Source organism: Pseudogulbenkiania subflava DSM 22618, from assembly GCF_900177275.1.
Classification (GTDB): Bacteria; Pseudomonadota; Gammaproteobacteria; order Burkholderiales; family Chromobacteriaceae; genus Pseudogulbenkiania; species Pseudogulbenkiania subflava.
Map to the genome: position 1 here is coordinate 1 of NZ_FXAG01000020.1, position 24,836 is coordinate 24,836.

The following is a 24,836-nucleotide window of genomic DNA, read 5'->3' on the forward strand; positions in this document are numbered from 1 at the left end:
GAAGACCTCGACCTCAGCCCGAGCGAAGTCTGGAAAGGCCTGGAGTACTTCGCCGAAGCCGGCGCCACCCACGAACTGGGGCTGCTGGCCGCCGGCCTGGGCCTGGAACGCTTCGTCGACATCCGCATGGACGAAGCCGAAGCGAAAGCCGGCCTCACCGGCGGCACCCCGCGCACCATCGAAGGCCCGCTCTACGTCGCCGGCGCACCGAAGTCGGAAGGCTTCGCCCGCATGGACGACGGCACCGAGGCGGACAAGGGCGAAGTGCTGTTCATGCAGGGCACCGTGTACGACGCCGACGGCAAGCCGCTGCCGGGCGCCCAGGTCGAAGCGTGGCACGCCAACCTGATGGGCAACTACTCCTTCTTCGACAAGAGCCAGTCGCACTTCAACCTGCGCCGCACCATCATCACCGACGCCAACGGCCGCTACCAGTTCCGCAGCATCATGCCGATGGGGTACGGCTGTCCGCCGCAAGGCACCACCCAGCGCCTGCTCGACCTGCTCGGCCGTCATGGCCGCCGTCCGGCGCACATCCACTTCTTCGTGACCGCCGCTGGCCACCGCAAGCTGACCACGCAGATCAACATCGACGGTGACGAGTACCTGTGGGACGACTTCGCCTTCGCCAGCCGCGAGGGCCTGGTGCCGGCCGTGAACCGCATCACCGATGCGGCCGAGATCGACAAGAAGGGCCTGCAGAAGCCGTTCGCCTCGATCGACTTCGACTTCCGCCTCAACGGTGAGTCCGCCGCCGCCCCGACGACCGAAGTCGAACGTCAACGCGCCAGCGCCTGATCGATACCGAGCATAGAGCAATAGGGACGGGCCCTGCCTAGGCAGGGGCCGCCTGTCCCGACTGAGGAGAACGGCAATGATCCCCATCCATCCCGATGCCACCCCCAAGCTGAAAAAGCTGGACGATTACCTGATCGAGAACCCGCAGACCGGCGACTACCGCGTGCACCGCAGCGTCTTCACCGATGAAGCGCTGTTCGAACTCGAAATGAAGCACATCTTCGAAGGCAACTGGATCTACCTCGCGCACGAGAGCCAGATTCCCAACGTCAACGATTACTACACCACCACCATGGGGCGGCAGCCGGTGTTCATCGCGCGCAACCGCCAGGGTGAACTGAACGCATTCGTCAACGCGTGTACCCACCGCGGCGCCACGCTGTGCCGCCACAAGCGCGGCAACAAGGCGACCTACACTTGCCCGTTCCACGGCTGGACCTTCAACAACAGCGGCAAGCTGCTGAAAGTGAAGGACCCGGAAGACGCCGGCTACCCGGATTGCTTCAACAAGGAAGGCTCGCACGACCTGAAAAAGGTGGCGCGCTTCGAGAACTACCGCGGTTTCCTGTTCGGCAGCCTGAACGAGAACGTCAAGCCGCTGACCGAATTCCTCGGCGAGGCCGCCAAGATCATCGACATGATCGTCGACCAGTCGGCCGAAGGGCTGGAAGTGCTGCGCGGCTCGTCGACCTACACCTTCGACGGCAACTGGAAGCTGACCGCCGAAAACGGCGCCGACGGCTACCACGTCTCCGCGGTGCACTGGAACTACGCCGCCACCACCAACCACCGCAAGGAACAGAGCGAGCGCGTCGACACCACGCGCGCCATGGACGCCGGCAAGTGGGGCAAGCAGGGCGGGGGTTTCTACGCCTTCGAACACGGCCACATGCTGTTGTGGACGCAGTGGGCCAACCCGGAGGACCGCCCGAACTTCGCCCGTCGCGACGAATACGCCGAAAAGCTCGGCCCCGAGATGGCCGACTGGATGGTGCGCAACTCGCGCAACCTGTGTCTGTACCCGAACGTGTACCTGATGGACCAGTTCGGCTCGCAGATTCGCGTGGTGCGCCCGCTGTCGGTGAACAAGTCCGAAGTCACCATCTACTGCATCGCGCCCAAGGGCGAGTCCGACGAGGCACGCGCCCGCCGCATCCGCCAGTACGAAGATTTCTTCAACGCCAGCGGCATGGCCACGCCGGACGATCTGGAAGAGTTCCGTGCCTGTCAGCAGGGTTACGCCGGTATCGCGCTGGAATGGAACGACATGTGCCGCGGCTCCACGCACTGGATCGAAGGCGCCGACGAGGCGGCCAGGAAGATCGGCCTCAAGCCGGTACTGAGCGGGGTCAAGACCGAAGACGAGGGCCTGTACACGGTGCAGCACCGCTACTGGCTGGACGTGATGAAGCACGCGGTGCGCGAGGAAGGAGAACAGGCATGAGCAACGTCAACATGGAGCAGATCCGCAGTTTTCTCTACCGTGAAAGCCGCCTGCTGGACGACGAACAGTGGGACGAGTGGCTCGAGTGCTACCACCCGGACGCCGAGTTCTGGATGCCGTCGTGGGACGATGACGACAAGCTGGTCACCGATCCGCAGCGCGAAATCTCGCTGATCTACTACGCCAACCGCCAGGGGCTGGAAGACCGCGTGTTCCGCATCAAGACCGAGCGTTCCAGCGCCACCATGCCGGACACCCGCACCAGCCACAACATCAGCAACGTGGAACTGGAAAAGCAGGACGGCGACCTGGTCACGGTGCGCTTCAACTGGCACACGCTGAGCCACCGCTACAAGACCAACTACAGCCATTTCGGCATGGCGCGTTACGTGATCGATTTTTCCGGCGCGAGCCCGAAGATCCGCAACAAGTATGTGGTGCTGAAGAACGATTACATCCACCAGGTAATCGACGTCTACCACATTTAAGCAAGCATCGAGAGCCGCCGGCACTCCCGGCGCAGCCCGCCCCGCCGTCTTGCATTCGACAGGACGGCGTGGCGGCGCGGGACGGGGAGGGTGCGGCTCGGCACGGCAGGAGTAGGAATCATGAGCTACAACATCGCACTTCAATTCGAGGACGGCGTCACCCGTTTCATCAGCTGCAACGAAAACGAAAAGCTGTCCGACGCGGCGTATCGCCAGAAGGTCAATCTTCCGCTGGATTGCCGCGACGGCGCCTGCGGTACCTGCCGCTGCTTGTGCGAGTCGGGCGAGTACGACCTGCCGGAATCGAGCTACATCGAAGACGCACTGGCCCCGGAGGATGCCGAGCAGGGCTACATCCTGACCTGCCAGACCCGGCCCAAGTCGGACTGTGTGATCAAGATCCCGGCCTCGTCGGTGGCGTGCAAGACCGGCGTGTCCAGCTTCGCCGGCACCATCGCGGCGGTGCAGCCGCTGTCCGATTCCACCATCGGCTTCTCGATCGAACTCGATGATCCGGCGAGCCTTTCCTTCCTGCCGGGCCAGTACGTCAACGTGGGCATTCCCGGCACCGAACTGACCCGCGCGTATTCGTTCAGCTCGGCGCCTGGCGCCAGCAAGGCCGCGTTCGTGGTGCGCAACGTGCCGAACGGGCGCATGAGCCACTTTCTGACCCACGACGCTAAAGTGGGCGAACGCATGACGTTTGCCGGCCCGTACGGTAGCTTCTACCTGCGCGAAGTGGCGCGGCCGGTGCTGTTCCTGGCCGGCGGTACCGGCATTGCGCCGTTCCTGTCGATGCTCGACGTGTTGGCCGAAAGCGGCAGCACGCAGCCGATCCGCATGGTGTTCGGCGTCACCAACGACGTCGACCTGGTGGCGCTGGCGCAATTGGATGCCATCAAGGCCAGGCTGCCGCAGTTCGACTACCGTACCTGTGTCGTGGCGGCCGAGAGCGCCCATCCGCGCAAGGGCTATGTCACGCAACACATCGAGCCGGAATGGCTCAACGCCGGCGACGTCGACGTCTACCTGTGCGGCCCGGTGGCGATGGTGGAGGCGGTGCGCGGCTGGCTGCAGCAGTCGGGCGTGACCCCGACGAGCTTCCTCTACGAAAAATTCTCCGCCAGCAGCGAGGCCTGATCATGCGTGCACGATTTGAAAACAAGGTAGTGGTCGTGACCGGTGCCGCCCAGGGCATCGGCCGCGGGGTGGCGCTGAGTGCCGCCGAGGAAGGCGCCCTCATCGTGCTGGCCGACCGTTCCGAGCTGGTACACGAGGTGGCCGGCGAGATCAAGGCCAAGGGCGGCCAGGCTACGGTGGTGACGGCCGACCTGGAAACCTACAACGGTGCCCAGCTCGTGGTGGAGGCCGCCGAGGAGGCCTACGGCCGCGTCGACGTGCTGATCAACAATGTCGGCGGCACCATCTGGGCCAAGCCGTACCAGGAATACGAGGAGGCGCAGATCGAAGCGGAAATCCGCCGCTCGCTGTTCCCCACGCTGTGGTGCTGCCGTGCCGTGCTGCCGGCGATGATCGAGCGCCAGCAGGGGGTGATCGTCAACGTGTCGTCGATCGCGACGCGCGGTATCTATCGCATCCCGTACTCGGCCGCCAAGGGCGGGGTGAACGCGCTCACCGCCAGCCTGGCCTTCGAGCACGCCGAGGACGGCATTCGCGTCAACGCGGTGGCCACCGGCGGGACCGAGGCGCCGCCACGCAAGGTGCCGCGCAATAGCGCGCCGATGAGCGAGCAGGAAAAAGTCTGGTACCAGGGCATTGTCGACCAGACCCTTTCCAGCAGCCTGATGCACCGTTACGGCAGCATCGACGAGCAGGTTCGCGCGATCCTGTTCCTGGCGTCGGACGAGGCGTCCTATATTACCGGCACGGTGTTGCCGGTCGGCGGCGGCGATCTCGGCTAGGCGCCACCCACGAACCCCCTTGCATCATCGCGTTCGGACCTCTCATCCTGATGGATGAGAGGTCATTTTTTGGTGAGGCATACTCAATGAACCATTCATCCCAAGGCAGTTCTCTTGCGTCCCCGGCACCGCAGGTGCGCGCCTTACTGCGCCAGGACTGGTCGCTCTCCGCCATCACCGCCGGCTTCCTCGCGGTGCTGATTTCCTATTCCGGTCCGCTGGTGATCTTTTTCCAGGCCGCCAAGATGGCCAACATGCCCAACGCGATGATCTCGTCCTGGGTCTGGGCCATTTCGATGGGCGCGGCGGTGTCCGGCATCGTGCTGAGCTGGCGGCTGAAGGTGCCGGTGGTGACCGCCTGGTCCGCCCCGGGCACCGCGCTGCTGGTAACACTGTTCCCCGGCGTCACGCTGAACCAGGCCGTGGGGGCCTATCTCACCGCCGCCGTGGTGCTGTTGCTGATCGGCGTGTCGGGCTCGTTCGACCGCCTCATGCGCCACATTCCCAAGGGCATCGCCGCCGGGATGATGGCGGGCATTCTGTTCCAGTTCGGCGCCAGCGCCTTCAAGTCGGTCGGCTCGATGCCGACGCTGGCCTTCGGCATGGTCGGCGCCTACCTGCTGTTCAAGCGGCTCTTGCCGCGTTACTGCATCGTGCTGGTGCTGGCCTGCGGCGCTGCGTTGGCCGTGCTGCTGGGGCAGACCCACCTGGGCGATGTGCGGCTCAGCCTAGCCACGCCGCAGTTCATCCGCCCGGAGTGGACGCTGGGCACCACGCTGAGCCTGGCGCTGCCGTTGGTGATGGTGAGCCTGACCGGCCAGCATCTGCCCGGCATGGCGGTGCTGCGCGTATCGGGTTACGACACCCCGGCCAAGCCGATCATCACTGTCACCAGCCTGGCCTCGCTCGTGGTGGCGTTCTTTGGCGGCATCACCATTGTCATCGCCGCCATCACCGCCGCGCTGTGCACCGGCAAGGACGCGCACGACGACCCGTCGCGGCGTTACGTGGCGGGTATCGCCAACGGGGCGTTCTACCTGGTCGGCGGGATGTTCGGCAGCACCATCGTGTTGCTGTTCACCGCCTTGCCCAAGGAGTTCGTCGCCGTGCTGGCGGGGCTGGCGCTGATCGGGGCGATTTCGGCCAACGTGCTGGGCGCGGTGGAGGAGGCCGATCACCGCGAGGCGTCGATGATCACCTTCCTCGCCACCGCCTCCGGTATGAGCTTTCTCGGCCTGGGATCGGCGTTCTGGGGCGTGGTAATCGGCTGCATCGCCTACCTGGTGCTGAACAAGCCGCACCAGCGCGAGGCCAAGGGGCGTTAGCGGAGCTCGGGTGCGGACGGCACCTCGTCCCCGAGGCGTCCGCCCCTCCTCCGGAGGAGCAGCGCGGAGGCCTCCTGGCCGTGCAGTCCCGCTCTAATGGCCTGTTTTCGCCGTCTCATCATGGCCGGCGTGCCCGGGCCGCCCTGACTGCCGGTGCTGACCCGGCTGCTCGCCGCGGACGGGTATCGACCACTCTTTCCCAAACGACACCCCAGCGCCGTGGCTTTCGGCCAACGGTGCGTTGTCGTGATGCCCTGGAGGGTTTGTTATGGAACTGCGCCACCTGCGTTACTTCGTTGCCGTTGCCGAAGAAGGCAACATCACGCGTGCGGCCGAGCGCCTGCATATCGCCCAGCCGCCATTGAGTCGCCAGATTCAACAATTGGAAGACGACCTCGGGGTGGTCCTGATCGAGCGTGGCTCACGTCCGCTCAAGCTCACCGAGGCAGGGCAGTTCTTCTATGGCCATGCCCTGCAGTTGCTGTCGCAGACGCGGGAGCTCAAGGCGATGACCCAGCGCATCGGCATCATCGACAGCAAGATGTCGATCGGCTTTGTCGGCTCGACGCTGTACGGCATGTTGCCCAAGATCATTCGTCGCTTCCGCGACGCGCACAAGACCATCGAACTGAGCCTGCATGAAATGACCACGATGGAGCAGATCGGCGCGCTCAAGGAAGGCTGCATCGATGTCGGGTTCGGCCGCATCCGTCACGAAGATCCCAATGTGCGCCGCATCGTGTTGCGCGAGGAACGTCTGATGGCGGCCTTGCCCAGCGAGCATCCGCTGGCGATCAAGCCCGCCCTGTCGCTGCAGGATATTGCCATGGAGACGCTGATCGTGTTCCCGAAATCGCCGCGCCCGAGTTTTGCCGATCAGGTGCTGACGGCCTTTCATGACCGGGCGTTGGAGCCAAGAAACATCTACGAGGCGCGCGAGCTGCAGATTGCGATAGGGCTGGTGGCGGCCGGGGTCGGCATCGCGATCGTTCCCTCCAGCGTGCAGGGCCTGAAGCGCGAGGATGTCTGCTATCGGGAGCTGGATGTACCCAATATGGTGTCGCCGATCATTCTCAGCACCCGTCTGCTCGACGAGTCCAACGATGTCAAACTGCTCATCAAGATGATCATCGACATTTACGAAGCCGAATCGATGGCGCATGCCGTGTCGGCGCAGGACTTGAACGGCGTGCTGCTCAATAGCTGATCGGTGTTGGCCGATGCAGGTCCTTGCGGTAGGCCTGGCTCAGGGCCAGCACTTTTGCCGTCACGCTGAAATAGCCTTTTGCCTGCCGCTGGACGAAGCCCATTTTGCTCAGCGTATACAGGCAGCGATAAACCGCCGAATAGGGAATGCCGGTTTGCGTGCTTACCTCTGTGGCGGAAAGGGTCGGGTTGTCGGCGGAGAATGCCTGCAGCACGGCAAGGCCGCGTTCAAACGGGGTATGGGAGGCATTCATGGTCAATCCCTCGGGAAAATAACCGGTTGACTTAGTGTGCAATCGGCAAGATTAAAGACGAAAAACGAAGCGGTTTGGTGATTGGTGGGAAATAATCGGCGTTGTATTTATAAGAAACGGAATGGTAGGCAATCCGGTGTAGCGCGCCATCCAATCCGTATCGAGTCGGGCTGATATTCAGCCCGACTCGGCCATGCGGTTTTGTCTTTCCCGGTGGTTCAATACGCCGGGTTTATTCCGCCGGTTTCAGCGAGGGCAGGGCACTGGCTGCCGTCGCGTCACGCCCGGTTTTCACCGACAGGGTCCAGAGGGCCAGCATGGCGATGCCAGCGGGGAGGGCGAGCAAGGCCAGTGTCTGGCTGAACGGCAGTTGCATCCCCTGCAATACCCCGCCCAGCAGGGCCCCGGCGATGCCGCCGAAGCGGCCGATACCCAGCATCCAGGCGATGCCCGTGGCACGACCCTGGGTCGGGTAGATCGGCGCGGCCAGCGCCGGCAGGGAGGCCTGGGCGCCCGTCACCATGACCCCGGCGAGGAAGATCAGCACGGCGAACAGTGAAACGTTGTCCATGCTCTGCCCCACCGCCACCAGGAACAGCGCGGCCAGCACGTAGACCAGACTCAGCACGCGGCCGGGGTTGTACTTGTCCATCAACAGCCCGCTCACCAGGGTGCCGATGCCGCCGCCCAGCGGGAACAGCGCGGTCAGCAGGGCCGCCTTTTGCGTGGTGAATCCCGCGTCTTTCATCATCAGCGGCATCCAGTTGGTCAGCAGATAGAAAATCAGCAGGCCCATGAAGTAAGTGACCCACAGCATCAGCGTCGGCACCAGGAACGGCTTGGACAGAATCAGGCTCAGTGCCGATTTCTCCACCTTGCCTTTACCGGCCGCTTCACCGATGACGCAGTGCTTGACGTGGCTCAGGTCCTGATGGCAAATCCGCTCCAGCACCGCTCTGATTTTTTCGATCGGGTACTGTTTGGCGGCCATGTAGGACACCGACTCGGGCAGGTGGCGGATCATGAACGGCAACAAGGCCAGCGGCAGGAGGCCGCCCAGGATGAAGACGCCTTGCCAGCCATAGTGCGGAATCAGCCCGGCCGAGACGAACCCGCCCGCGGCGGCGCCCAGCGGAAAGCCGACGTAGACGGCGTTGACGACGAACGAGCGCCGTTTGGCCGGGGCGAGTTCGGCGATCAGGGTGACCGCGTTGGGCATCGCCGCGCCCAGGCCGAGACCGGTCAGGAAGCGCAGCGCGGACAGGCTCGGGACGCTGCTGGCGTAGGCTGTCAAACCGCTGAAGACGGCAAACACGAGCGTCGAGGCGATCAGTACGTTTTTGCGGCCGAAGCGGTCGGCGCTGGGGCCCGCCGCCATGGCGCCAAAGGCCAGGCCGAACAGGGCGGCGCTTAAGACCGGCGCCAGCGCGGGACGGCTGATGCCCCATTCGGTGACAAGGGCGGGCGCGACGTAGCCGATGGCCGCGGTATCGAACCCGTCCAGTGCCAGGATGGAAAAGCAGAAAAACAGGACCAGCCAGTGGTATTTCGTAAAGTCCTGCTCGTTGATTAATGCCGTCACATCGACGACTTCCTTGTTATATTCTCGACTCATTTTTCCTCCGTAAACTGATCGACTTGCCTGCTGGCGCCGGGTTTTACGACGGCGCTGCATGGTTTTATTTTGTTTGAATGGGAGTGCCGAAATGAAAGCGCCGTTTTAATGAACGGCCCATTCAAGGCAGTCGTATCCTGAGGATAAAGAAATCGACCGTCTAATACTGTTTCAGTATCCGACGATACTCGGCCAGTATTGAGCAAGGCCGAGGCCCATTCCCGCTGGAAAGCGGGCCGGTAAAAAGCACGGGGAGCCGGAAAAAAAGCCCGCCTTTCAACGAAAGGCGGGCTTTGGCCGGTAGGGTCTGATGGGCCAGAACGGCGCGGCGGCGGGCGGGGGCTTTACTCGTTATGCCAGGCAGCGTGCCGTCAGCCAGTTGACGAAGTCGTGGGCCATCTCAGACGTCAGCTGGTGGCCCACCGGGTAGAGGTGCAACTGGTGGGGCACGCCCAACTCACGGAGCCAGTTGTCGGCTTTTTCCGCCCAGCTCAATGGCAGCTTGTCGTCGAATTCACCGTGCGAGACGAAGCCTTCCAGCCGTGCCAACGCGTCGGGTGCGCCGAGGCGCGGGGCGATTTCCGGCAGAATACGCCCTGACAGCAGGCCGAAACCGCCCACCTGCTGCGGTTCGGTCAGGGCCAGGCCGGCGCTCATGATGCCGCCCTGGCTGAAGCCCGCCACCACCGTGTGCGCGGGATCGATGCCGCTGGCCGACTGCAGGCTGGCGGCCAGTTGCTGCAACTGCTGCCGGCTGCGTTCGGCCTGCTCCGGATTGATCGACGGGCCTTGCGGGCCAAAGCTCACCTGGAACCAGCCGAACTGCCCCGGCCCGAACTCCAGCGGGCCGCGCACCAGCGCCACCTGAATGCGGGCGTCGAGCAGCGGCGCCAGTCCGGCGAGCTGCATCTCGTTGCCGCCGATGCCGTGCAGCAGCAACAGCAGGGCCTGAGGCCGGGGTGCCGCTGCCGCGGTTGGCAGGACCAGTGTGCGGTAGGTCAGCCCCGAGGCCGCGTCGTGCTGCGGGGGCGAGAGCTGTGCGCTGGAAAGGGTGAGCGGCTGTGGCGACGTCGTCGGGTCACGGTCTTGCGGCGGGGTCATCGGGTGTCCTTGCAGGAAATGCGGCAACAGGGGAGAGCATGGCACCCATTCTGAGGCGTCCCCAGGAGCCGATAAACCCGGGTCCAGGAAAATGACTGTCTCCCGACAGGAAACAATCATCAGAAGCCTCCGTGGTCATGCTCGGTCGCCCGGCACGCTCAGGTTCAGGGTGCGCGGGTGGCCGATCCACAATGCGCAATCGCAGTGGCCGCGCAGGAGGCATTCCAAATGTGCGGCGTGACACGTCCTAGCCCAGCTTCTTGAGGTAGGCCGCCACCCCGCCCATCAGCATCTCGATCGAAATCGCGGTCAGCACCAGGCCCATCAGCCGCTCCAGCGCTGCGATCACTGGCTCCCCCAGCAGCTTTTGCAGCCGCCCGGAGGCCAGGAACACGGTGGTGCTGACCAGCATGGTGATCGTCAGCGCGCCGGTCCACTCCAGCATGCGTGCCGGTTCGCGCGTCGACAACAGCAGCACGGTGGCCATGGCCGAGGGCCCGGCGATGAGCGGAATCGCAATCGGCACGATGAAAGGCTCGCCCTGGGTTTTGCCGGAAAAGGCGCTTTCCTCGCCGGGAAAGATCATCTTGAGTGCGATCAGGAACAGGATCACGCCGCCCGCGACGCGCAGCGACTCGTCCGAGAGCTGCATCAACTCCAGGAAATGGCGCCCGAAGAACAGGAAGATGAGCAGCACCGCGAACGCGATCAGGCACTCGCGCAACACCACGCGCCGGCGCCGTTCCGGCCTGACCTGTTTGAGTGCGGTGATGAAGAGCGGAATGTTGCCCAGCGGATCGGTGATCAGGATCAAGAGCACGGTGGCCGACCAGAACGACGTTTCCATGTTTCTCCCGGAGTCAGCGCGGCATCAGGCCGCTGGCGGCGGCAAAAAGGCGTCCGCCCATTCTACCCAGTATGCCGCACCGGTCATCCGTGCGCTGCTGTTGCCATCGTCCGGTGCGCGATCCTGACGGCGGCCTGCGTCTAGAAGCAGCTGAACCCGGTTACGAGGGCGAGATGGTCCACACGCGAGGTCGGTCCGAAGATCAGCTCGAGCTCCTTCACCGTCATGGGGAAACCGACGGTTTGGCTACCCGGTGCCGTTCGGAAAATGTCCTTGAAGGCCGAGCCGCACGCGCCCAGGGTCAGGGAGTCCACCTTGCCGTCGGGGTCGATGTCGAAGGAAAAATACTGATGGCGGCCCACCACCGATGCCCACAGCGGCAAGTCGGGGTGCCAGATGGCCTGGGTGAGCGTGCCGTTCTGGTAGGTATGAATGCCGTGTTCGCTCAAGGTCTGACGGGTAATCTTCCTGGAGTCGACCCACGCGCCATCGGGAAAACGAAACTGGAAGGGGGCTGCCTGGTCCAGCTTGATCCAGAGGTCGTCGATCGGGTTCTGCGCGTTGCCGGCGTAGCGGAAACCACGCACCACCGGGCTGCCCTGCCGTTCGATGAAATAGTTCTCGCCGTACTGCGGCCGGGCGCAGCCGGAACACGCCAGCAGCGCCAGCAGCATCGCCACGCTCAGCCACTTGGCCTTCATGGACGCGCTCCCTGGCGTTGTTTCGCCGACAAGGCAGGGCCGAGGACAGCAGGCGATGCCGCCGTGTAGATGCGCCTGCCAACCTTTCGTTTTCATGCCGCTCCGTCCGGTTCCAGATAGCTCATCCGGGGCGCTTCCCCGAGCAGGAAGCCCTGATTGAGCTCGGCGCAGGCGCGCAGGTATTCCGCCGCCAGCGTGATGCGCTTGAGCTTGCGCAGGTCTTCACTGTAGTACATCCAGAATTGCCGTGTGACTTCCGCCCGTTCCGGCATCACCCGCACGAGCCGCGGGTCGTCGCCGACCAGAAAGCAGGGCAGGATCGCCAGGGCGCGGCCTTGCAGCGCGGCCTGATACTGGGCGACCACGCTGGTGCTGCGCAGCTGGCTTCTGGCGCCGGGCAGCACGTCATCCATGTACAGCAGCTTGGGGCTGAAGGCCAGGTCATCGACGTAGGTGATGAAGCGGTGTCCGGCCAGGTCTTCCGGCTGCCGGATCGGCGGGTGGCGTGCCAGGTAGTCCGGGGTGGCGTACAAGAGCAGGCGATAGTCGCACAGCTTGGAGCACACGTAAGGCCCGCGCTCGGGGCGCTCCAGCGTGATGGCGATGTCCGCCTCGCGCCGCGACAGGTTGATGAAGTGCGGCACCGGCAGGATATCGACGGTGATGTCGGGGTAGCGGTCCTGGAAGCGGCTGATCTGCGGGGTGACGAAGCAGGAGCCGAAACCCTCTGTGCAGCCGATGCGCACGTGGCCGGACAAGGCGAAGCCGGTCCCTGATACTTCTTCACAGGCCGCCTGCAAGGCGCTTTCCATCGCCTCGGCATAGCGCAGCAACTGCTGCCCGTCTACGGTGAGGACGAAACCGGCAGAGCGTGACTTCTCGAACAGCAAGGCTCCCAGCGCCTGCTCCAGCGCGCGGATGCGGCGCGACACCGTGGTGTAGTCGACGCCGAGGCGCTTTGCCGCGCTGCTGGCGGTGTGGGTGCGGGCGACCTCGAGAAAGAACTTGATGTCGTCCCAGTTCAGCCGGTCGACCGGTATGGTGTTTTTTTGCATATCGCTCCGGTGTTTTTGTCTATTCCTGGTGGAATTTCTCCTATCTATACTCGTTTTCAACCACCCAGACCAGCGGCTTCGCGGGTTGAAGCACAACAAAAAAACGAACCAGGCCGGCACAGGGCCAGACGTGCCGGCGGTGTTCCATCCAGGAGAGAGACGTCAATGAATGCACGTTGCCAGGCCTTCGTGGCTGCGCGGGATTTTCTGCTGACTCACCGTTCCGACTACGCCACGGCGTATCGTGACTTTCGCTGGCCCGAACTGGGCGAATTCAACTGGGCGCTGGACTACTTCGACGAGCTGGCGCGCGGCAACCAGGCGCCGGCGCTGTGGATCGTCAACGAGGACGGCAGCGAGGAGCGTTACAGCTTCGACGAACTGGCGCGGCGTTCCAACCGCGTCGCCAACCATCTGCGCGCCCGGGGGGTGAAGCGCGGCGAGCGCATCCTGCTGATGCTGGGCAACGAAGTGGCGCTGTGGGAAACCATGCTGGCGGCGATCAAGCTGGGCGCCGTGGTGATTCCGGCCACCGCCTTGCTCACCCCGGAAGACCTGCGCGATCGTCTCGACCGTGGCCGCGTCAGCCACGTGGTGGTCGGCCACGCTCATGTCGACAAGTTCGCCGAGGTGGCTGGTGATTACACCCGCATCGTGGTCGGTCCGGCCACGGCGGGCTGGATCGAACACGCCGCCGCCGCTAGCTGCCCGGATAGCTTCGAGCCGGACGGCACGACGCTGGCGACTGACCCGCTGCTGCTCTATTTCACCTCCGGCACCACCTCCAAGCCCAAGATGGTGCTGCACAGTCACCAGAGCTACCCGGTGGGCCACCTCTCGACGATGTACTGGATCGGCCTGCAGCCGGGCGACGTGCACCTGAACATCTCGTCGCCGGGCTGGGCCAAGCACGCCTGGAGCTGCCTCTTCGCGCCGTGGAACGCCGGCGCCTGCGTGTTCATCCACAACGTGGCCCGCTTCAGCGCCCCGGCCTTGCTCGGCGTGCTGGAACGCTGCCGCATCACCAGTCTGTGCGCGCCGGCCACGGTGTGGCGCATGCTGATCCAGGAAAACCTGGCGGCCTACCGCGGGCGGCTCAACCTGCGCGAGCTGGTGGGCGCCGGCGAGCCGCTCAACCCCGAGATCATCGAGCAGATCCAGGCGGCCTGGGGCCTGACGCTGCGCGACGGCTATGGCCAGTCGGAAACCACCGCACAGATCGGCAATACCCCCGGGCAGCCGCTCAAGGCGGGGTCGATGGGCCGGCCACTGCCGGGCTACCGTGTGGCGCTGATGGGTCCGGACGGCGAACTGGCCGACGAGGGCGAAGTGGTGCTGCCGCTCGAACCGCGCCCGCTCGGGCTGATGCTGGGCTACGCCGACAGCCCGGAGAAGACCGCCGAGGCGATGGCCGACGGCTACTACCGTACCGGCGACACCGCCATGATCGACGGCGAGGGCTACATCACCTTCGTCGGCCGTGCCGACGACGTGTTCAAGGCGTCGGACTACCGCATCAGCCCCTTCGAGCTGGAGAGCGCGCTGATCGAGCATCCGGCGGTGATGGAGGTGGCAGTGGTGCCGAGCCCCGACCCGGTGCGCCTGGCGGTGCCCAAGGCCTTCATCATCCTGGCCCCCGAGCAGGTGGCGGATCGCGAGCTGGCGCAGACCATCTTCCGTTTTGCCCGCGAACGGCTGGCGGCCTACAAGCGCGTGCGCCGCATCGAGTTCGTCAGCGAGATGCCCAAGACCCTGTCGAGCAAGATCCGCCGTGTCGAGCTGCGCAAACTGGAGACGCAGCGCCGCGAGGAGAACACGCGCGGCCCGCAGGAATACTTCGAAGAAGACTTCCCGGCGCTCAAGGGCTGACCGGCACAACGCCTCTCCCATTTTCCCGTTAACGACACTTCCCCTCGGTCCTGGCGCCGGGGGGGCTGGCCCACTTCGTCCATAAGGCAGGCTCATCATGACTCTTTCCACCACCGTTCCCACCATCAAGCTCCTGATCAACGGCGAGTTCGTCGAATCCCAAACCAGCGTCTGGCGCGATGTCGTCAACCCGGCCACGCAGGAGGTGCTGGCGCGCGTGCCGATGGCCACCCAGGCCGAGGTCGACGCCGCCGTGGCCGCCGCCAAGACGGCCTTCAAAAGCTGGAAGAAAACCTCGATCGGCAGCCGCGCGCGCATCTTCCTCAAGTACCAGCAGCTGATCCGCGAACACATGAAGGAACTGGCGGCCATCCTTACCGCCGAGCAGGGCAAGACCCTGGCCGATGCCGAAGGTGACGTGTTCCGCGGCCTGGAAGTGGTGGAGCACGCCGCCAGCATCGGCAACCTGCAACTGGGCGAGTACGCCGAAAACGTGGCCAGCGGCGTCGATACCTACTCGGTGCTGCAGCCCTTGGGCGTGTGCGCCGGCATCACCCCGTTCAACTTCCCGGCGATGATTCCGCTGTGGATGTTCCCGATGGCCATCGCCACCGGCAACACCTTCGTGCTCAAGCCGTCCGAGCAGGACCCGATGGTGACCATGCGCCTGGTGGAGCTGGCGCTGGAGGCCGGCATTCCGGCCGGCGTGCTCAACGTGGTGCACGGCGGCCCGGACGTCGTCAACGCCATCTGCGACCACGCCGACATCAAGGCCATCTCGTTCGTCGGTTCGAGCAAGGTCGGCACCCACGTCTACAACCGGGCGAGCCTCAATGGCAAGCGCGTGCAGTGCATGATGGGTGCCAAGAACCACGCCATCGTGCTGCCGGACGCCAACAAGGAGCAGGCGCTCAACCAGCTGACCGGTGCGGCCTTCGGCGCCGCCGGCCAGCGTTGCATGGCGCTGACGGTGGCGGTGCTGGTGGGCGAGGCGAAGAACTGGATTCCGGAACTGGTGGCCAAGGCCAAGGCGCTGCGCGTCGGCCCCGGTAAGGACAACCCGGACGTGGGGCCGGTGGTGTCGTGCACCGCGCGCGACCGCGTCGAATCGCTGATCGCCCAAGGGGTGGAGCAGGGCGCCAAGCTGGAGCTGGACGGACGCGGCGTCAAGGTGCCGGGCTTTGAGCAGGGCAATTTCGTCGGCCCGACCATCTTCAGCGGCGTGAAGCCCGGCATGGCGATCTACGATCAGGAAATCTTCGGGCCGGTACTGTGTCTCTCGGCGGCCGACACCCTGGACGAAGCCATCGAACTCATCAACGCCAACCCCAACGGCAACGGCACCGCCATCTTCACCCAGAGCGGCGCGGCGGCACGCAAGTTCCAGGAGGAGATCGACGTCGGCCAGGTCGGCATCAACGTGCCGATCCCGGTGCCGGTGCCGCTGTTCTCGTTCACCGGTTCGCGCGCCTCCAAGCTCGGCGATCTCGGCCCGTACGGTAAGCAGGTGGTGCTGTTCTACACCCAGACCAAGACCGTCACCAGCCGCTGGTTCGACGATGCGGCCAGCAGCGGCAAGGTCAATACCACCATTTCGCTGAACTGATTGCCCGTCCCATTAGGCGGCCTGCGCATCTTGAAGTCGGGCGGTGCTCTGCGCGTGCGAATTTCTAATTCGCTCAGCCATGATCCTCATGGACCACATGTCCACTGCGGTTCCTGCGCTCCGTCCTTCCTCAACCTGCTTGGGCTCGCTCGCCTACTGGAACAAGCTTGTTAAAAGGTATGACTATGGATTTCGCACTCAACGAAGAGCAGATCGCCTTCCAGGACAGCGCGCGCGAGTTCGCCCGCCACGAGCTGGCGCCCTACGCCGCGCACTGGGACGAGGAGGAAGTCTTTCCCAAGGACACCCTGCGTCGCGCCGGCGAGATGGGCTTCTGCGGGCTGTACACGCCGCAGCAGTACGGCGGGCTCGGGCTGACGCGGCTCGACGCCGCCATCGTGTTCGAGGAACTGGCCGCCGGCTGCACCTCCACCGCCGCCTACCTCACCATCCACAACATGGTGAGCTGGATGATCGGCAGCTTTGCCCGACCCGAAGTGGCCGAGCAGTGGGGGCCGGCGCTGGCGAGCGGCGCCAAGCTGGGCAGCTATTGTCTCACCGAGCCCGGTGCCGGTTCGGACGCCGCCAACCTGCGTACCCGCGCCGAGCGCGACGGCGACGTCTACCGCCTCAACGGCAGCAAGGCGTTCATTTCCGGCGCCGGCAGCAGCGACGTGCTGGTGGTGATGGCGCGCACCGGCGGCCCCGGCGCCAAGGGCATCTCCGCCTTCGTGGTCCCTGCTGACCTGCCCGGCATCAGCTACGGCAAGAAGGAAAAGAAGATGGGCTGGAATTCGCAGCCCACCCGCACCATCACCTTCGACAACGTGGCCGTGCCTTCGGCCAACCTGTTGGGCGAGGAGGGCCAGGGCTTCACCTTCGCCATGAAGGGGCTGGACGGCGGGCGCATCAACATCGCTACCTGCTCGGTGGGGACCGCTCAGGCCGCGCTGGAAGCCGCCACCCGCTACGTGCAGGAGCGCCAGCAGTTCGGCCAGGCGTTGGCCGAGTTCCAGACCGTGCAGTTCCGCCTGGCCGACATGGCCACCGAACTGGTCGCGGCGCGCCAGATGGTGCGGCTCGCCGCCTGGAAGCTCGACAGCGGCAGCCCGGACGCCACGGCCTATTGCGCCATGGCCAAGCGCTTCGTCACCGATGCCGGCTTCAAGGTGGTGAACGAGGCGCTGCAGCTGTTCGGCGGCTACGGCTACATCAAGGAATACCCGCTCGAGCGCCACCTGCGCGACAGCCGCGTGCACCAGATCCTGGAAGGTACCAACGAAATCATGCGCGTCATCGTCGCACGCCGGCTGCTGCAGGACGGCGCGCTGGAGACGCTGCGCTGATCGCCACAGACAAAAGGCTATTGAGGGACTCCGTCATGCAAGAGATTGTCCTGTTTGAAGAACGCGTCACCGCCAGCGGTCATCGCCTCGGCATCGCCACGTTGAACGCGGAAAAAACGCTCAACGCACTGACGCTGGACATGATCCGTCTGCTCCAGCAGCAGCTGAGCGCCTGGGAGGCCGACCCTGGCCTGGTCGCCGTCGTGTTGCGCGGCGCGGGCGACAAGGCCTTCTGTGCCGGCGGCGACGTGCGCTCGCTGCGCCGTGCGCTGCTGGAAGACAGCCGCACCCCCAACCCCTATGCCGTGGCGTTCTTCAGCGAGGAATACCGGCTGGATTACCACCTCCACCGCTATCGCAAACCCGTGATCGTGTGGGGCGGCGGCATTGTCATGGGGGGCGGGCTCGGGCTGATGGCCGGGGCCAGCCATCGCGTGGCCACGCCCTCCACCCGCATCGCCATGCCGGAAATCACCATCGGCCTCTACCCGGACGTGGCGGGCAGCTGGTTCCTGCAGCGCATGCCGGCCAGACTCGGCCTGTTCCTCGGCCTCACCGGCGCGCCGCTCAACGCGCACGATGCCCTGCTGTGCAACCTGGCCGACTACATGTTGGCCGAAGACGGCCAGGAGGCCCTGCTGCGGGAGCTGGGTCGGGCCGACTGGTCCCGGCCGGCGGCGCGGCACCACGGCATGGTGAGCGCACTGCTGGGGGCGCTGGCAGAGTCCGGCCATGAGGCGATGCCGGACGCAAACTGCGCGCGCAACCTGCTCACGGTGCAGCGCCTGATGAGCCTGGGAAGTCTCGACGCCGTCGCGGCGGCGCTCGCCGGCACCGCGTTCGAAGACCCCTGGCTTGCCGCTGCGGCCAGGAGCTTTGCCCAAGGCTGCCCGACCTCGGCTGCCGTCACCTGGGAAATCTTCCGGCGCGCCCGCCACCTGTCGCTGGCTGACGCGCTGCGCATGGAGCTGGCGTTGTCGGTCAACTTCTGCGCCCGGCCGGATTTCCGCGAAGGAGTGCGCGCCTTGCTGGTCGACAAGGACCGCGCGCCGCACTGGCACTACCCGACCCTGGCCGCCACCCCGGACGGCTGGGTAGAAAGCCACTTCATCAGCCCATGGCCGGCCACCGAGCACCCGCTGGCCGACCTCAAATAACACGCCATCAGAGGAGAAACACCATGCAACACGTCGCATTCATCGGGCTGGGCAATATGGGCGGTCCCATGGCCCTCAATCTGCAGAACAAGGGTTTCGCCGTAAGCGCCTTCGATCTCTCGGCCGAGGCGCTCGCCAGGCTGCAGGCCGCCGGCGCCCGTGCCGCCAGCAGCGCGGCCGATGCCGTGGCGGGGGCCGAGATAGTGATCTCGATGCTGCCCGCCGGCAAGCATGTCGAAGGACTGTACCTGGGCGAGGACGGCCTGTTCGCCCGCCTGCCCAAGGGCACGCTGGTGATCGACTGCAGCACCATCGCCGCCGCCAGCGCGCGCAAGGTGGCCGAGGCGGCCCGTGCCGCCGGCCTCAACATGCTCGATGCCCCGGTCTCCGGCGGCACCGCCGGTGCCACTGCCGGCACACTCACCTTCATCGTCGGCGGCGAGCCGGCCGATCTGGAGCGTGCCCGTCCGCTGCTGGAAGCCATGGGCAAGAACATCTTCCACGCCGGTACCAGCGGCGCGGGGCAGACCGCCAAGATCTGCAACAACATGCTGCTCGGCATCCTGATGACAGGTACCGCCGAGGCGCTGGCCTTGGGCGTCAAGAACGGGCTCGACCCCAAGGTGCTGTCCGACATCATCGCCAAGAGTTCGGGACGTAACTGGGCGCTGGAAGTCTACAACCCCTGGCCCGGTGTCATGGAGAATGCCCCGGCGAGCCGCGGCTACCGCGGCGGCTTCGGCACCGACCTCATGCTCAAGGACCTGGGCCTCGCCAACGAAGCCGCGCGCGAAATCGAGTTGCCGCTGGCGCTGGGCGCGCTGGCCGAGCAGTGCTACCGGCGTTTCAGCGCGGACGGCCACGGCGGGCTCGATTTCTCCGCCATCATCCAGAGTTACGTTGAGGAATTGTCGGTCTGAGCTGCTGCACGAGTTTGACATCGGGGTGATGCGGGGTTACGCAGCAGCTCGGCACCTACCTGTCTATCTGTTCCCCTGTGCGCTCAACACGCTATGTTATCACCAGCAAAGCCGCTTCAATCCATCGGGGCGGCACTATCCAAGTACACCCCCAGAGCGACCCGTGGCTTGTCATGTTCCATTCGTCATGGGTCACTGACTCAGCCATTGCCTTTATGATGCATCCTTCTATTATGTCAACCGTGTGCCCAGCCGCTCATCGACCCTGCCCAGGACAAGCAGGTGGGCGCGCTGGCCGAGATGTAGTCGGGGGTAGGTTTGCCTCATCAAAATAATGTTGAGCCTTCCGCCCGATGGATCTGGGTAATGCGAGGTTGGGTGGCTGAAACCAGCGATGGGCAGGATCCATCATCATCGCACCTTGCCACCCCGTTTACAGAAGATTCCTCGGGCCGCCGAACAGTCATTTTTCCAGGAAATTTCCATGCTTCTACGTATTCCCGATGTCCTGACACGTGAAGAGCTGGCTCTCGCCCGTCGCATGATGGTCAGTGCCCAGTGGCAGGATGGCCGTGTTACCGCCGGCCATCAGGCTATCGAGATGAAGAACAACTTACAGTTGCCACCCACGGGGGACGCCGCGCGCGAACTGGCCCCCCTGGTACAGCGTGCCTTGGCGCGCAATCCGCTCTTTATGTCAGCCGTGCTGCCCAAGGTGGTGATGACGCCGATGTTCAACTGCTATCAGTCCGGTATGACCTATGGCAATCATGTCGACAATGCGGTCCGGAGCGATCCGCTGACTGGCCAGCATGTGCGTACCGATATCTCCTGCACGCTATTTCTTAGCGAACCACAGGAATATGAAGGTGGCGAACTGGTGGTGGAAGATACCTACGGCAGCCACTCGGTAAAGCTTCCGGCCGGCGAGATGATTGTCTACCCATCAGGAAGCTTGCACCGAGTGGAGCCGGTCAGAGCGGGGGCACGCCTGGCCTCGTTCATGTGGGTGCAAAGCCTGGTGCGGGATGCCAGCCGGCGCGCCATCCTGTTCGAGATGGATAGGTCCGTGATGAATTTGCGTCAGAAACTGGATAATTGCCAGGAATTGGTGGACCTGACCGCGTGCTATCACAAGCTGCTGCAGCAGTGGGCGGAAATCTGACGCGCTGCCGGGCTGGGGCAGGTCAACGCCATGTTTGGCGGGCCGCCTTTTCCAGCATGGGCCAGATGGATGCCCAGCAGCATTGATGGTCGGCGCCTGGCACCACCACCACGCTTGGTTGGTGAGTGGCCGGAAAACGCGCCGCGTATGGCTGTACCGCGGCTAGCCCGACCAGAGTGTCGTTTCCACCGACAAAATGCACTTGGGGCACGACCTGTAGCGCCTGCCAGCTGTCGGCCGGATTAAGCGATCCCGATAACGGGGTGAGATGGTTCTGCCTCGTCCAGGCCTGATGATCCAGGTTGGCGGCGACCGTAATGAGGCCGGCCACGTCCTGCCTTCGGGCGGCCAGCAGGGCGGCAATCGCCCCGCCTCCCGAGTAGCCCACCAGAATCAGGCGCTGTGCATGGAACGGCTGCTTAAGCTGGTCGACCGCCTGATTGATCGCTTCAATCACTTCCGGGGCAAAGCGGTGGCTGGTCCAGTATTTCGGTTCGCATTGGGCATTGTCGGCCAGTTCATACTGACATGGGCGTGACAGGTAGACGGCGGGGCCAGGGTCCTGCAGCGCCAGCCTCAGGCCGAGCGGGTTTACCGGGGTTGGGTCAAAAGAGGGTGTGTCGGCAGCAAGCCAGGCCAAGCCGTCACCTTCCAGGTAGACGGTGAGCGTGGCGGCGGACCGGGTGTCTGTCGCTTGGTAACTTCTCAGAGAGAACCGGTCTGTGCTGAGCAGAACAGCATGCCAGCCGTGCGAGTTGGCGAGCTGCGCGGCGAGCTGGCTGCGTTCATCCACCGTCGGTATGTGCATGCAGGCGGTCAATAGCCCCATGAGCAGGCAGCCGAAGGCTGGGCGCATCCATCGCTCGAACCAGAACCGGGTGTTACGTCGCATATCCTTCCCGCATCAGAATGTAAAAAGCCACGGGGCACCCCGTGGCTTGGTGTCGGCAGGGCCGCTTGCTTAGAACATCCAGCGAGCCTTCAGGGAGGCCGTCTGGTTGGTGAAGCCCTCGCGGATTTCGACGTCGTAACGAGCGGACAACTCCACGCCGTTATTCAGCTTGGTGACCAGACCCAGGCCGCCGCGCGCCAGCCAGGGGCTGGGGTCGATGCCTTTCGTCGTGAAGGCGGCCGAGGGCGATCCCGCAAAAGCGGCGGTGATGCTGGACTGCTCGTTCATGAAGTCATAACCGCCACCCAGGCTGGCCAGCAGCGTGGTCCGGTCGGACAGGTTATGCGTCAGCTTGCCCTCCAGAGAGAGTACCAGTTCCTCGGTGCGATTCCCATCGACAATCAGATTGAGCGCATCCGCCCCGGTCTCGGTGTAGCCATCGTCGTGAATCACGGTGTAATCCGCGCGGATGGAGGGGGTCAGCGTGGTCTTGGTCGACAGGGCATAGCTGCGAGCCAGGCCAGTGCCGACATGGGCGCTCCAACTGCTGTAGTCGGATCGGGCGATGCGGTTGATGCCACCAAAGTCGATCTGGCGATCGCCCTGGGTGTCGTGCAGACCGACATCCGCTTGGAAGCTCAGGTCCATGGCATCGCTCAGGCTGTGGCTGCCGTAGGCGACCAGCTGATAGGTGTCGACCGTGGCGCTCTGGCGGGCGACGGTGGACTTGCTGTCCACATCGCTGCGCGAATACGCGAAGGCCAGACCCAGGCGGTTCTGGGCCTTGATCTCGGCATCCGCGCCAAGCACGAAACCGTAGGTGTTGGCGTCATAGCCGCTGGCGCCATTGTGGTTCTCCTGTTCCGCCCAGCTGCCGAACGGCTTGAACCACAGTTTCCTGTCGCTCAGTGCGTCATCCCCGCTGGAGCGGCCAAGCTGGCCTTCCTGGCGCGATTGCACGATACGATTGGAACTGTGCAGCGCGCCGCTGATGGTTTGGCCGACACCCGCCGTCGTCAGAGGGAGCAACTGGGAGACGGCGTTGGAAACCTGTTGCGAGGTTTCCAGTTTGCCAAGCTCGGTGATGACGGTCTGCATGTCGCTGTTGCTGGTGCCGTTATCCACCAGATTGTCGATCACCCCTGCCGCCCCGAGAGCAGGGCTGTTGCTGTTGTCGTTCGCGGCCTGGGTGGCCGTCAGAGCTTTGATCACTTTCAGATCAATGTGGCCGCCCGTGCCTTCGGTGGCTTGGCTCTGGAAGTTGAACATGGCGCTGTTGTCGGTCACCGAGGTGAAATTGCCGCTCAGGTTCCCGGCGGTGACGACGTTGGCCAGTGTGGCACCGACTGCCAGGGTGTTGACCTCAGACACATTGACGTCGATGCGGCCGGCAATCGAGGCATTGCCGGAAACCGCCAGTTGGGAGTAGTTGCCGGTGTTGCTGCCGCTGGCTGCGATGCGCAGCGTGCCGGAGGCAGTCTGGGTGAAATCGCCGCCGATATAACTCTGGAAAGCAGAGTGAGCGTTGGACAGGTCGATCAGGCCGCTGTTGGTGAATTGCAGCGAGCCGCCATTCAAGTTCCATATATTAATGGCACCGTTCATCACGCCGGTGGAGAGGTTTTCGATGGTGCCGGTGGTACCACTCTCGTTGTAGCCGTACAAGGAGTAAGCATGCTGGTCGCTCTCTCCCGAAATGGTGCCGCGGTTGATGAGCGTACCGTTTAGATTGTTAATATATGCACCGATGCCGTACTCAGAGCCACTGCCGCTGAGGGTGCCTTCGTTGTACAAGGTGCCGTTCAAGGTGTGGATTTCGGCGCCGAACCCGAAAGCCGCTTGCCCGCTGATGGTGCCTGTGTTGTGAATCAGGCCGGTCTCGTTGACGGTATCCAGCCGAATACCGCTACCCCAGTAGTCCGCCTGACTACTGATCGTCCCGCTGTTTTCCAGGGTGCCGTTGAGGGTCGTTGCGTAGATACCGGCTGCGTACGAGTACCCGCTGTCGTTGCTGCTGTGCGCTTGTGCCGAAATGGTGCCGCTGTTGTTCAGCACGGCATCGGCGGCGATCTCGTTGCTGATGGAGATGCCGGCCGCGCTGGCCCAATAGTTTTCGGCTTGGGCCGAAGCGGTGATGGTGCCGCTATTGTTCAGCGTGCCCTGCATCGCGCTCGGGCTGCCTTCATAAATACCGGCGGCAACCGCATAGTTGCTGCCGGTGGCGACGTCGCTGGCGGAGATGGTGCCGTTATTGTTCAGCGTGCCCAGGAGTTCGCGGTCGATCTTGATGCCCGCCAGTGTGTCCGGGTTATAGCCGAAGCCATAGCCATAGCCGTAACCGTAGGTGGTGCCGGTACCGGTGGCGGAAATCGTGCCATTGTTGGTAAGCGTTTGGCCGCTGCCCAGATCGCCATTCACCCCGCCTTCGCCGGCCGTGATGGCGTACCACAAAGCCGAACGATTCAGCTCGTTGTTGATGGTTACATCATTGTTGACGGTCAGGCTGACCTCTTTCGAGGCGACGCAATCCGCTTGATTGGAGCTGATCGTCTGGTTGCCGCTGCTGAAGCCATAATCACAGGCCAGGGGGGTAGCCGAGGCAGTCGGGATGTAAGCCAGGCTTGCTATAGCGGCCACCACCGCGCTGTGAAGGGTTTTTTTCTGCCAGCCAGAATGCTTTGACATGAAGTATTTTCCTCTATTTGTAATACGGGTCCATCGTCCTCCAGCTCGGCCTCGGCAGCCGACTGGGGCGTGTAGGTGGGTGGTTTTGCAAAAAAAATGCTATCAGAGGTTTAATGGTATTTGCTTAGAAATTCTGTAAATGTATCTAAATAACAACATCATTGTCATAAGTTGCATGGATTAAAATGCCGAATGCCTGGATCGGGTACTCAATTGGTAATGAGGCAGGGGTTCGCCGTGCACCTGGGCGGTATCTTTTCTGACAGAGTGTTTCGCGTACTGGCAGTACCAGCCCATCCGTGTCCGATTGCTGGCTACCTTCTTTGACCCTATGTTCAGTCATTTCAAGAAACAGTCCTTACTTTCTTGATCGAATGCCTTGAGTGGATTAGTGCATTGATGACATTCTTAGAGGTGGGAGCTGATGGTGGCGGAAAGCA

At 63.9% G+C, this 24,836-nt stretch carries 21 protein-coding genes; 13 read left to right on the forward strand and 8 right to left on the reverse strand.

Annotated features, from left to right (window positions below):
• The 7 genes from catA to B9N72_RS15910 form a co-directional block, all read left to right on the forward strand.
• Positions 1 to 798, forward strand: a 798-nt coding sequence (gene catA, locus B9N72_RS15880; RefSeq protein ID WP_085277276.1) for a catechol 1,2-dioxygenase, incomplete at its 5' end; no start/stop codon positions are given.
• A gap of 76 nt (positions 799 to 874) precedes the next feature.
• Positions 875 to 2,242, forward strand: a complete 1,368-nt coding sequence (gene benA, locus B9N72_RS15885) for a benzoate 1,2-dioxygenase large subunit (RefSeq protein WP_085277277.1) — start codon at positions 875 to 877, stop codon at positions 2,240 to 2,242.
• Complete coding sequence (gene benB, locus B9N72_RS15890; protein ID WP_008953949.1) at positions 2,239 to 2,730, forward strand: benzoate 1,2-dioxygenase small subunit; 492 nt, start codon at positions 2,239 to 2,241, stop codon at positions 2,728 to 2,730. Before benA ends, benB begins: the two co-directional genes overlap by 4 nt.
• Positions 2,731 to 2,850: 120 nt before the next feature.
• Positions 2,851 to 3,870, forward strand: coding sequence for a benzoate 1,2-dioxygenase electron transfer component BenC (gene benC / locus B9N72_RS15895; RefSeq protein ID WP_085277278.1), 1,020 nt, complete (start codon positions 2,851 to 2,853; stop codon positions 3,868 to 3,870).
• 2 nt (positions 3,871 to 3,872) lie between these two features.
• Positions 3,873 to 4,652 carry a 1,6-dihydroxycyclohexa-2,4-diene-1-carboxylate dehydrogenase gene (locus B9N72_RS15900; protein ID WP_085277279.1) on the forward strand — a complete coding sequence of 260 codons (780 nt, stop codon included), beginning with the start codon at positions 3,873 to 3,875 and terminating at the stop codon, positions 4,650 to 4,652.
• A gap of 86 nt (positions 4,653 to 4,738) precedes the next feature.
• Complete coding sequence (locus tag B9N72_RS15905; protein ID WP_085277280.1) at positions 4,739 to 5,977, forward strand: benzoate/H(+) symporter BenE family transporter; 1,239 nt, start codon at positions 4,739 to 4,741, stop codon at positions 5,975 to 5,977.
• 268 nt (positions 5,978 to 6,245) lie between these two features.
• Positions 6,246 to 7,184, forward strand: a complete 939-nt coding sequence (locus tag B9N72_RS15910) for a LysR family transcriptional regulator (protein WP_085277281.1) — start codon at positions 6,246 to 6,248, stop codon at positions 7,182 to 7,184.
• On the opposite strand, the gene B9N72_RS15915 is transcribed toward B9N72_RS15910, so the two are convergent.
• From B9N72_RS15915 to B9N72_RS15940, 6 genes are all read right to left on the reverse strand, one after another.
• On the reverse strand, positions 7,174 to 7,437 hold the full coding sequence (locus tag B9N72_RS15915) for a helix-turn-helix domain-containing protein (protein WP_085277282.1): 264 nt from the start codon (positions 7,435 to 7,437) through the stop codon (positions 7,174 to 7,176). The two genes, B9N72_RS15910 and B9N72_RS15915, sit on opposite strands and share 11 nt — an antisense overlap.
• A gap of 232 nt (positions 7,438 to 7,669) precedes the next feature.
• Positions 7,670 to 9,052 carry an MFS transporter gene (locus B9N72_RS15920; RefSeq protein ID WP_085277283.1) on the reverse strand — a complete coding sequence of 461 codons (1,383 nt, stop codon included), beginning with the start codon at positions 9,050 to 9,052 and terminating at the stop codon, positions 7,670 to 7,672.
• 351 nt (positions 9,053 to 9,403) lie between these two features.
• Complete coding sequence (locus B9N72_RS15925) at positions 9,404 to 10,153, reverse strand: alpha/beta hydrolase (protein ID WP_085277284.1); 750 nt, start codon at positions 10,151 to 10,153, stop codon at positions 9,404 to 9,406.
• A gap of 247 nt (positions 10,154 to 10,400) precedes the next feature.
• Positions 10,401 to 11,000, reverse strand: a complete 600-nt coding sequence (locus tag B9N72_RS15930; RefSeq protein ID WP_085277285.1) for a MarC family protein — start codon at positions 10,998 to 11,000, stop codon at positions 10,401 to 10,403.
• A gap of 140 nt (positions 11,001 to 11,140) precedes the next feature.
• Positions 11,141 to 11,701, reverse strand: a complete 561-nt coding sequence (locus tag B9N72_RS15935) for a frataxin-like domain containing protein (protein ID WP_085277286.1) — start codon at positions 11,699 to 11,701, stop codon at positions 11,141 to 11,143.
• A gap of 92 nt (positions 11,702 to 11,793) precedes the next feature.
• Positions 11,794 to 12,756, reverse strand: coding sequence for a LysR family transcriptional regulator (locus B9N72_RS15940; protein WP_085277287.1), 963 nt, complete (start codon positions 12,754 to 12,756; stop codon positions 11,794 to 11,796).
• Positions 12,757 to 12,921: 165 nt separating this feature from the next.
• Between B9N72_RS15940 and B9N72_RS15945 the strand changes: the two genes are divergently transcribed.
• The 6 genes from B9N72_RS15945 (at position 12,922) to B9N72_RS15970 (ending at position 20,819) form a co-directional block, all read left to right on the forward strand.
• On the forward strand, positions 12,922 to 14,625 hold the full coding sequence (locus B9N72_RS15945; protein WP_085277288.1) for an AMP-binding protein: 1,704 nt from the start codon (positions 12,922 to 12,924) through the stop codon (positions 14,623 to 14,625).
• A gap of 97 nt (positions 14,626 to 14,722) precedes the next feature.
• Positions 14,723 to 16,231: a CoA-acylating methylmalonate-semialdehyde dehydrogenase gene (locus B9N72_RS15950; RefSeq protein WP_085277289.1), complete on the forward strand. Its 1,509-nt coding sequence runs from the start codon at positions 14,723 to 14,725 to the stop codon at positions 16,229 to 16,231.
• Positions 16,232 to 16,416: 185 nt separating this feature from the next.
• Entirely contained in the window at positions 16,417 to 17,577 is a 1,161-nt protein-coding gene (locus B9N72_RS15955; protein WP_085277290.1) for an acyl-CoA dehydrogenase family protein, read from the forward strand.
• Positions 17,578 to 17,612: 35 nt separating this feature from the next.
• Positions 17,613 to 18,734 (forward strand): enoyl-CoA hydratase/isomerase family protein, encoded by a 1,122-nt coding sequence (locus tag B9N72_RS15960; RefSeq protein WP_085277291.1) that lies wholly within the window; start codon positions 17,613 to 17,615, stop codon positions 18,732 to 18,734.
• 23 nt (positions 18,735 to 18,757) lie between these two features.
• A complete protein-coding gene (gene mmsB / locus B9N72_RS15965) occupies positions 18,758 to 19,654 on the forward strand; it encodes a 3-hydroxyisobutyrate dehydrogenase (RefSeq protein ID WP_085277292.1) in 897 nt (298 codons plus the stop codon).
• Positions 19,655 to 20,048: 394 nt separating this feature from the next.
• A complete protein-coding gene (locus B9N72_RS15970) occupies positions 20,049 to 20,819 on the forward strand; it encodes a Fe2+-dependent dioxygenase (protein WP_327078305.1) in 771 nt (256 codons plus the stop codon).
• A 22-nt stretch (positions 20,820 to 20,841) separates the two neighbouring features.
• Here B9N72_RS15970 and B9N72_RS15975 read toward each other — a convergent pair whose 3' ends face one another.
• Together B9N72_RS15975 and B9N72_RS15980 are read right to left on the reverse strand one after the other, a co-directional pair.
• A complete protein-coding gene (locus tag B9N72_RS15975) occupies positions 20,842 to 21,711 on the reverse strand; it encodes an alpha/beta fold hydrolase (RefSeq protein ID WP_200811025.1) in 870 nt (289 codons plus the stop codon).
• 69 nt (positions 21,712 to 21,780) lie between these two features.
• Positions 21,781 to 24,348, reverse strand: a complete 2,568-nt coding sequence (locus B9N72_RS15980; RefSeq protein WP_159453048.1) for an autotransporter outer membrane beta-barrel domain-containing protein — start codon at positions 24,346 to 24,348, stop codon at positions 21,781 to 21,783.
• Positions 24,349 to 24,836: the final 488 nt, after the last annotated feature.

Bases quoted from the DNA above. Each gene is read 5' to 3' on its own strand.
- benA (WP_085277277.1), top strand. From the start codon at position 875: ATGATCCCCATCCATCCCGATGCCACCCCCAAGCTGAAAAAGCTGGAC.
- benB (WP_008953949.1), top strand. From the start codon at position 2,239: ATGAGCAACGTCAACATGGAGCAGATCCGCAGTTTTCTCTACCGTGAA.
- benC (WP_085277278.1), top strand. From the start codon at position 2,851: ATGAGCTACAACATCGCACTTCAATTCGAGGACGGCGTCACCCGTTTC.
- B9N72_RS15900 (WP_085277279.1), top strand. From the start codon at position 3,873: ATGCGTGCACGATTTGAAAACAAGGTAGTGGTCGTGACCGGTGCCGCC.
- B9N72_RS15905 (WP_085277280.1), top strand. From the start codon at position 4,739: ATGAACCATTCATCCCAAGGCAGTTCTCTTGCGTCCCCGGCACCGCAG.
- B9N72_RS15910 (WP_085277281.1), top strand. From the start codon at position 6,246: ATGGAACTGCGCCACCTGCGTTACTTCGTTGCCGTTGCCGAAGAAGGC.
- B9N72_RS15915 (WP_085277282.1), bottom strand. From the start codon at position 7,437: ATGAATGCCTCCCATACCCCGTTTGAACGCGGCCTTGCCGTGCTGCAG.
- B9N72_RS15920 (WP_085277283.1), bottom strand. From the start codon at position 9,052: ATGAGTCGAGAATATAACAAGGAAGTCGTCGATGTGACGGCATTAATC.
- B9N72_RS15925 (WP_085277284.1), bottom strand. From the start codon at position 10,153: ATGACCCCGCCGCAAGACCGTGACCCGACGACGTCGCCACAGCCGCTC.
- B9N72_RS15930 (WP_085277285.1), bottom strand. From the start codon at position 11,000: ATGGAAACGTCGTTCTGGTCGGCCACCGTGCTCTTGATCCTGATCACC.
- B9N72_RS15935 (WP_085277286.1), bottom strand. From the start codon at position 11,701: ATGAAGGCCAAGTGGCTGAGCGTGGCGATGCTGCTGGCGCTGCTGGCG.
- B9N72_RS15940 (WP_085277287.1), bottom strand. From the start codon at position 12,756: ATGCAAAAAAACACCATACCGGTCGACCGGCTGAACTGGGACGACATC.
- B9N72_RS15945 (WP_085277288.1), top strand. From the start codon at position 12,922: ATGAATGCACGTTGCCAGGCCTTCGTGGCTGCGCGGGATTTTCTGCTG.
- B9N72_RS15950 (WP_085277289.1), top strand. From the start codon at position 14,723: ATGACTCTTTCCACCACCGTTCCCACCATCAAGCTCCTGATCAACGGC.
- B9N72_RS15955 (WP_085277290.1), top strand. From the start codon at position 16,417: ATGGATTTCGCACTCAACGAAGAGCAGATCGCCTTCCAGGACAGCGCG.
- B9N72_RS15960 (WP_085277291.1), top strand. From the start codon at position 17,613: ATGCAAGAGATTGTCCTGTTTGAAGAACGCGTCACCGCCAGCGGTCAT.
- mmsB (WP_085277292.1), top strand. From the start codon at position 18,758: ATGCAACACGTCGCATTCATCGGGCTGGGCAATATGGGCGGTCCCATG.
- B9N72_RS15970 (WP_327078305.1), top strand. From the start codon at position 20,049: ATGGGCAGGATCCATCATCATCGCACCTTGCCACCCCGTTTACAGAAG.
- B9N72_RS15975 (WP_200811025.1), bottom strand. From the start codon at position 21,711: ATGCGACGTAACACCCGGTTCTGGTTCGAGCGATGGATGCGCCCAGCC.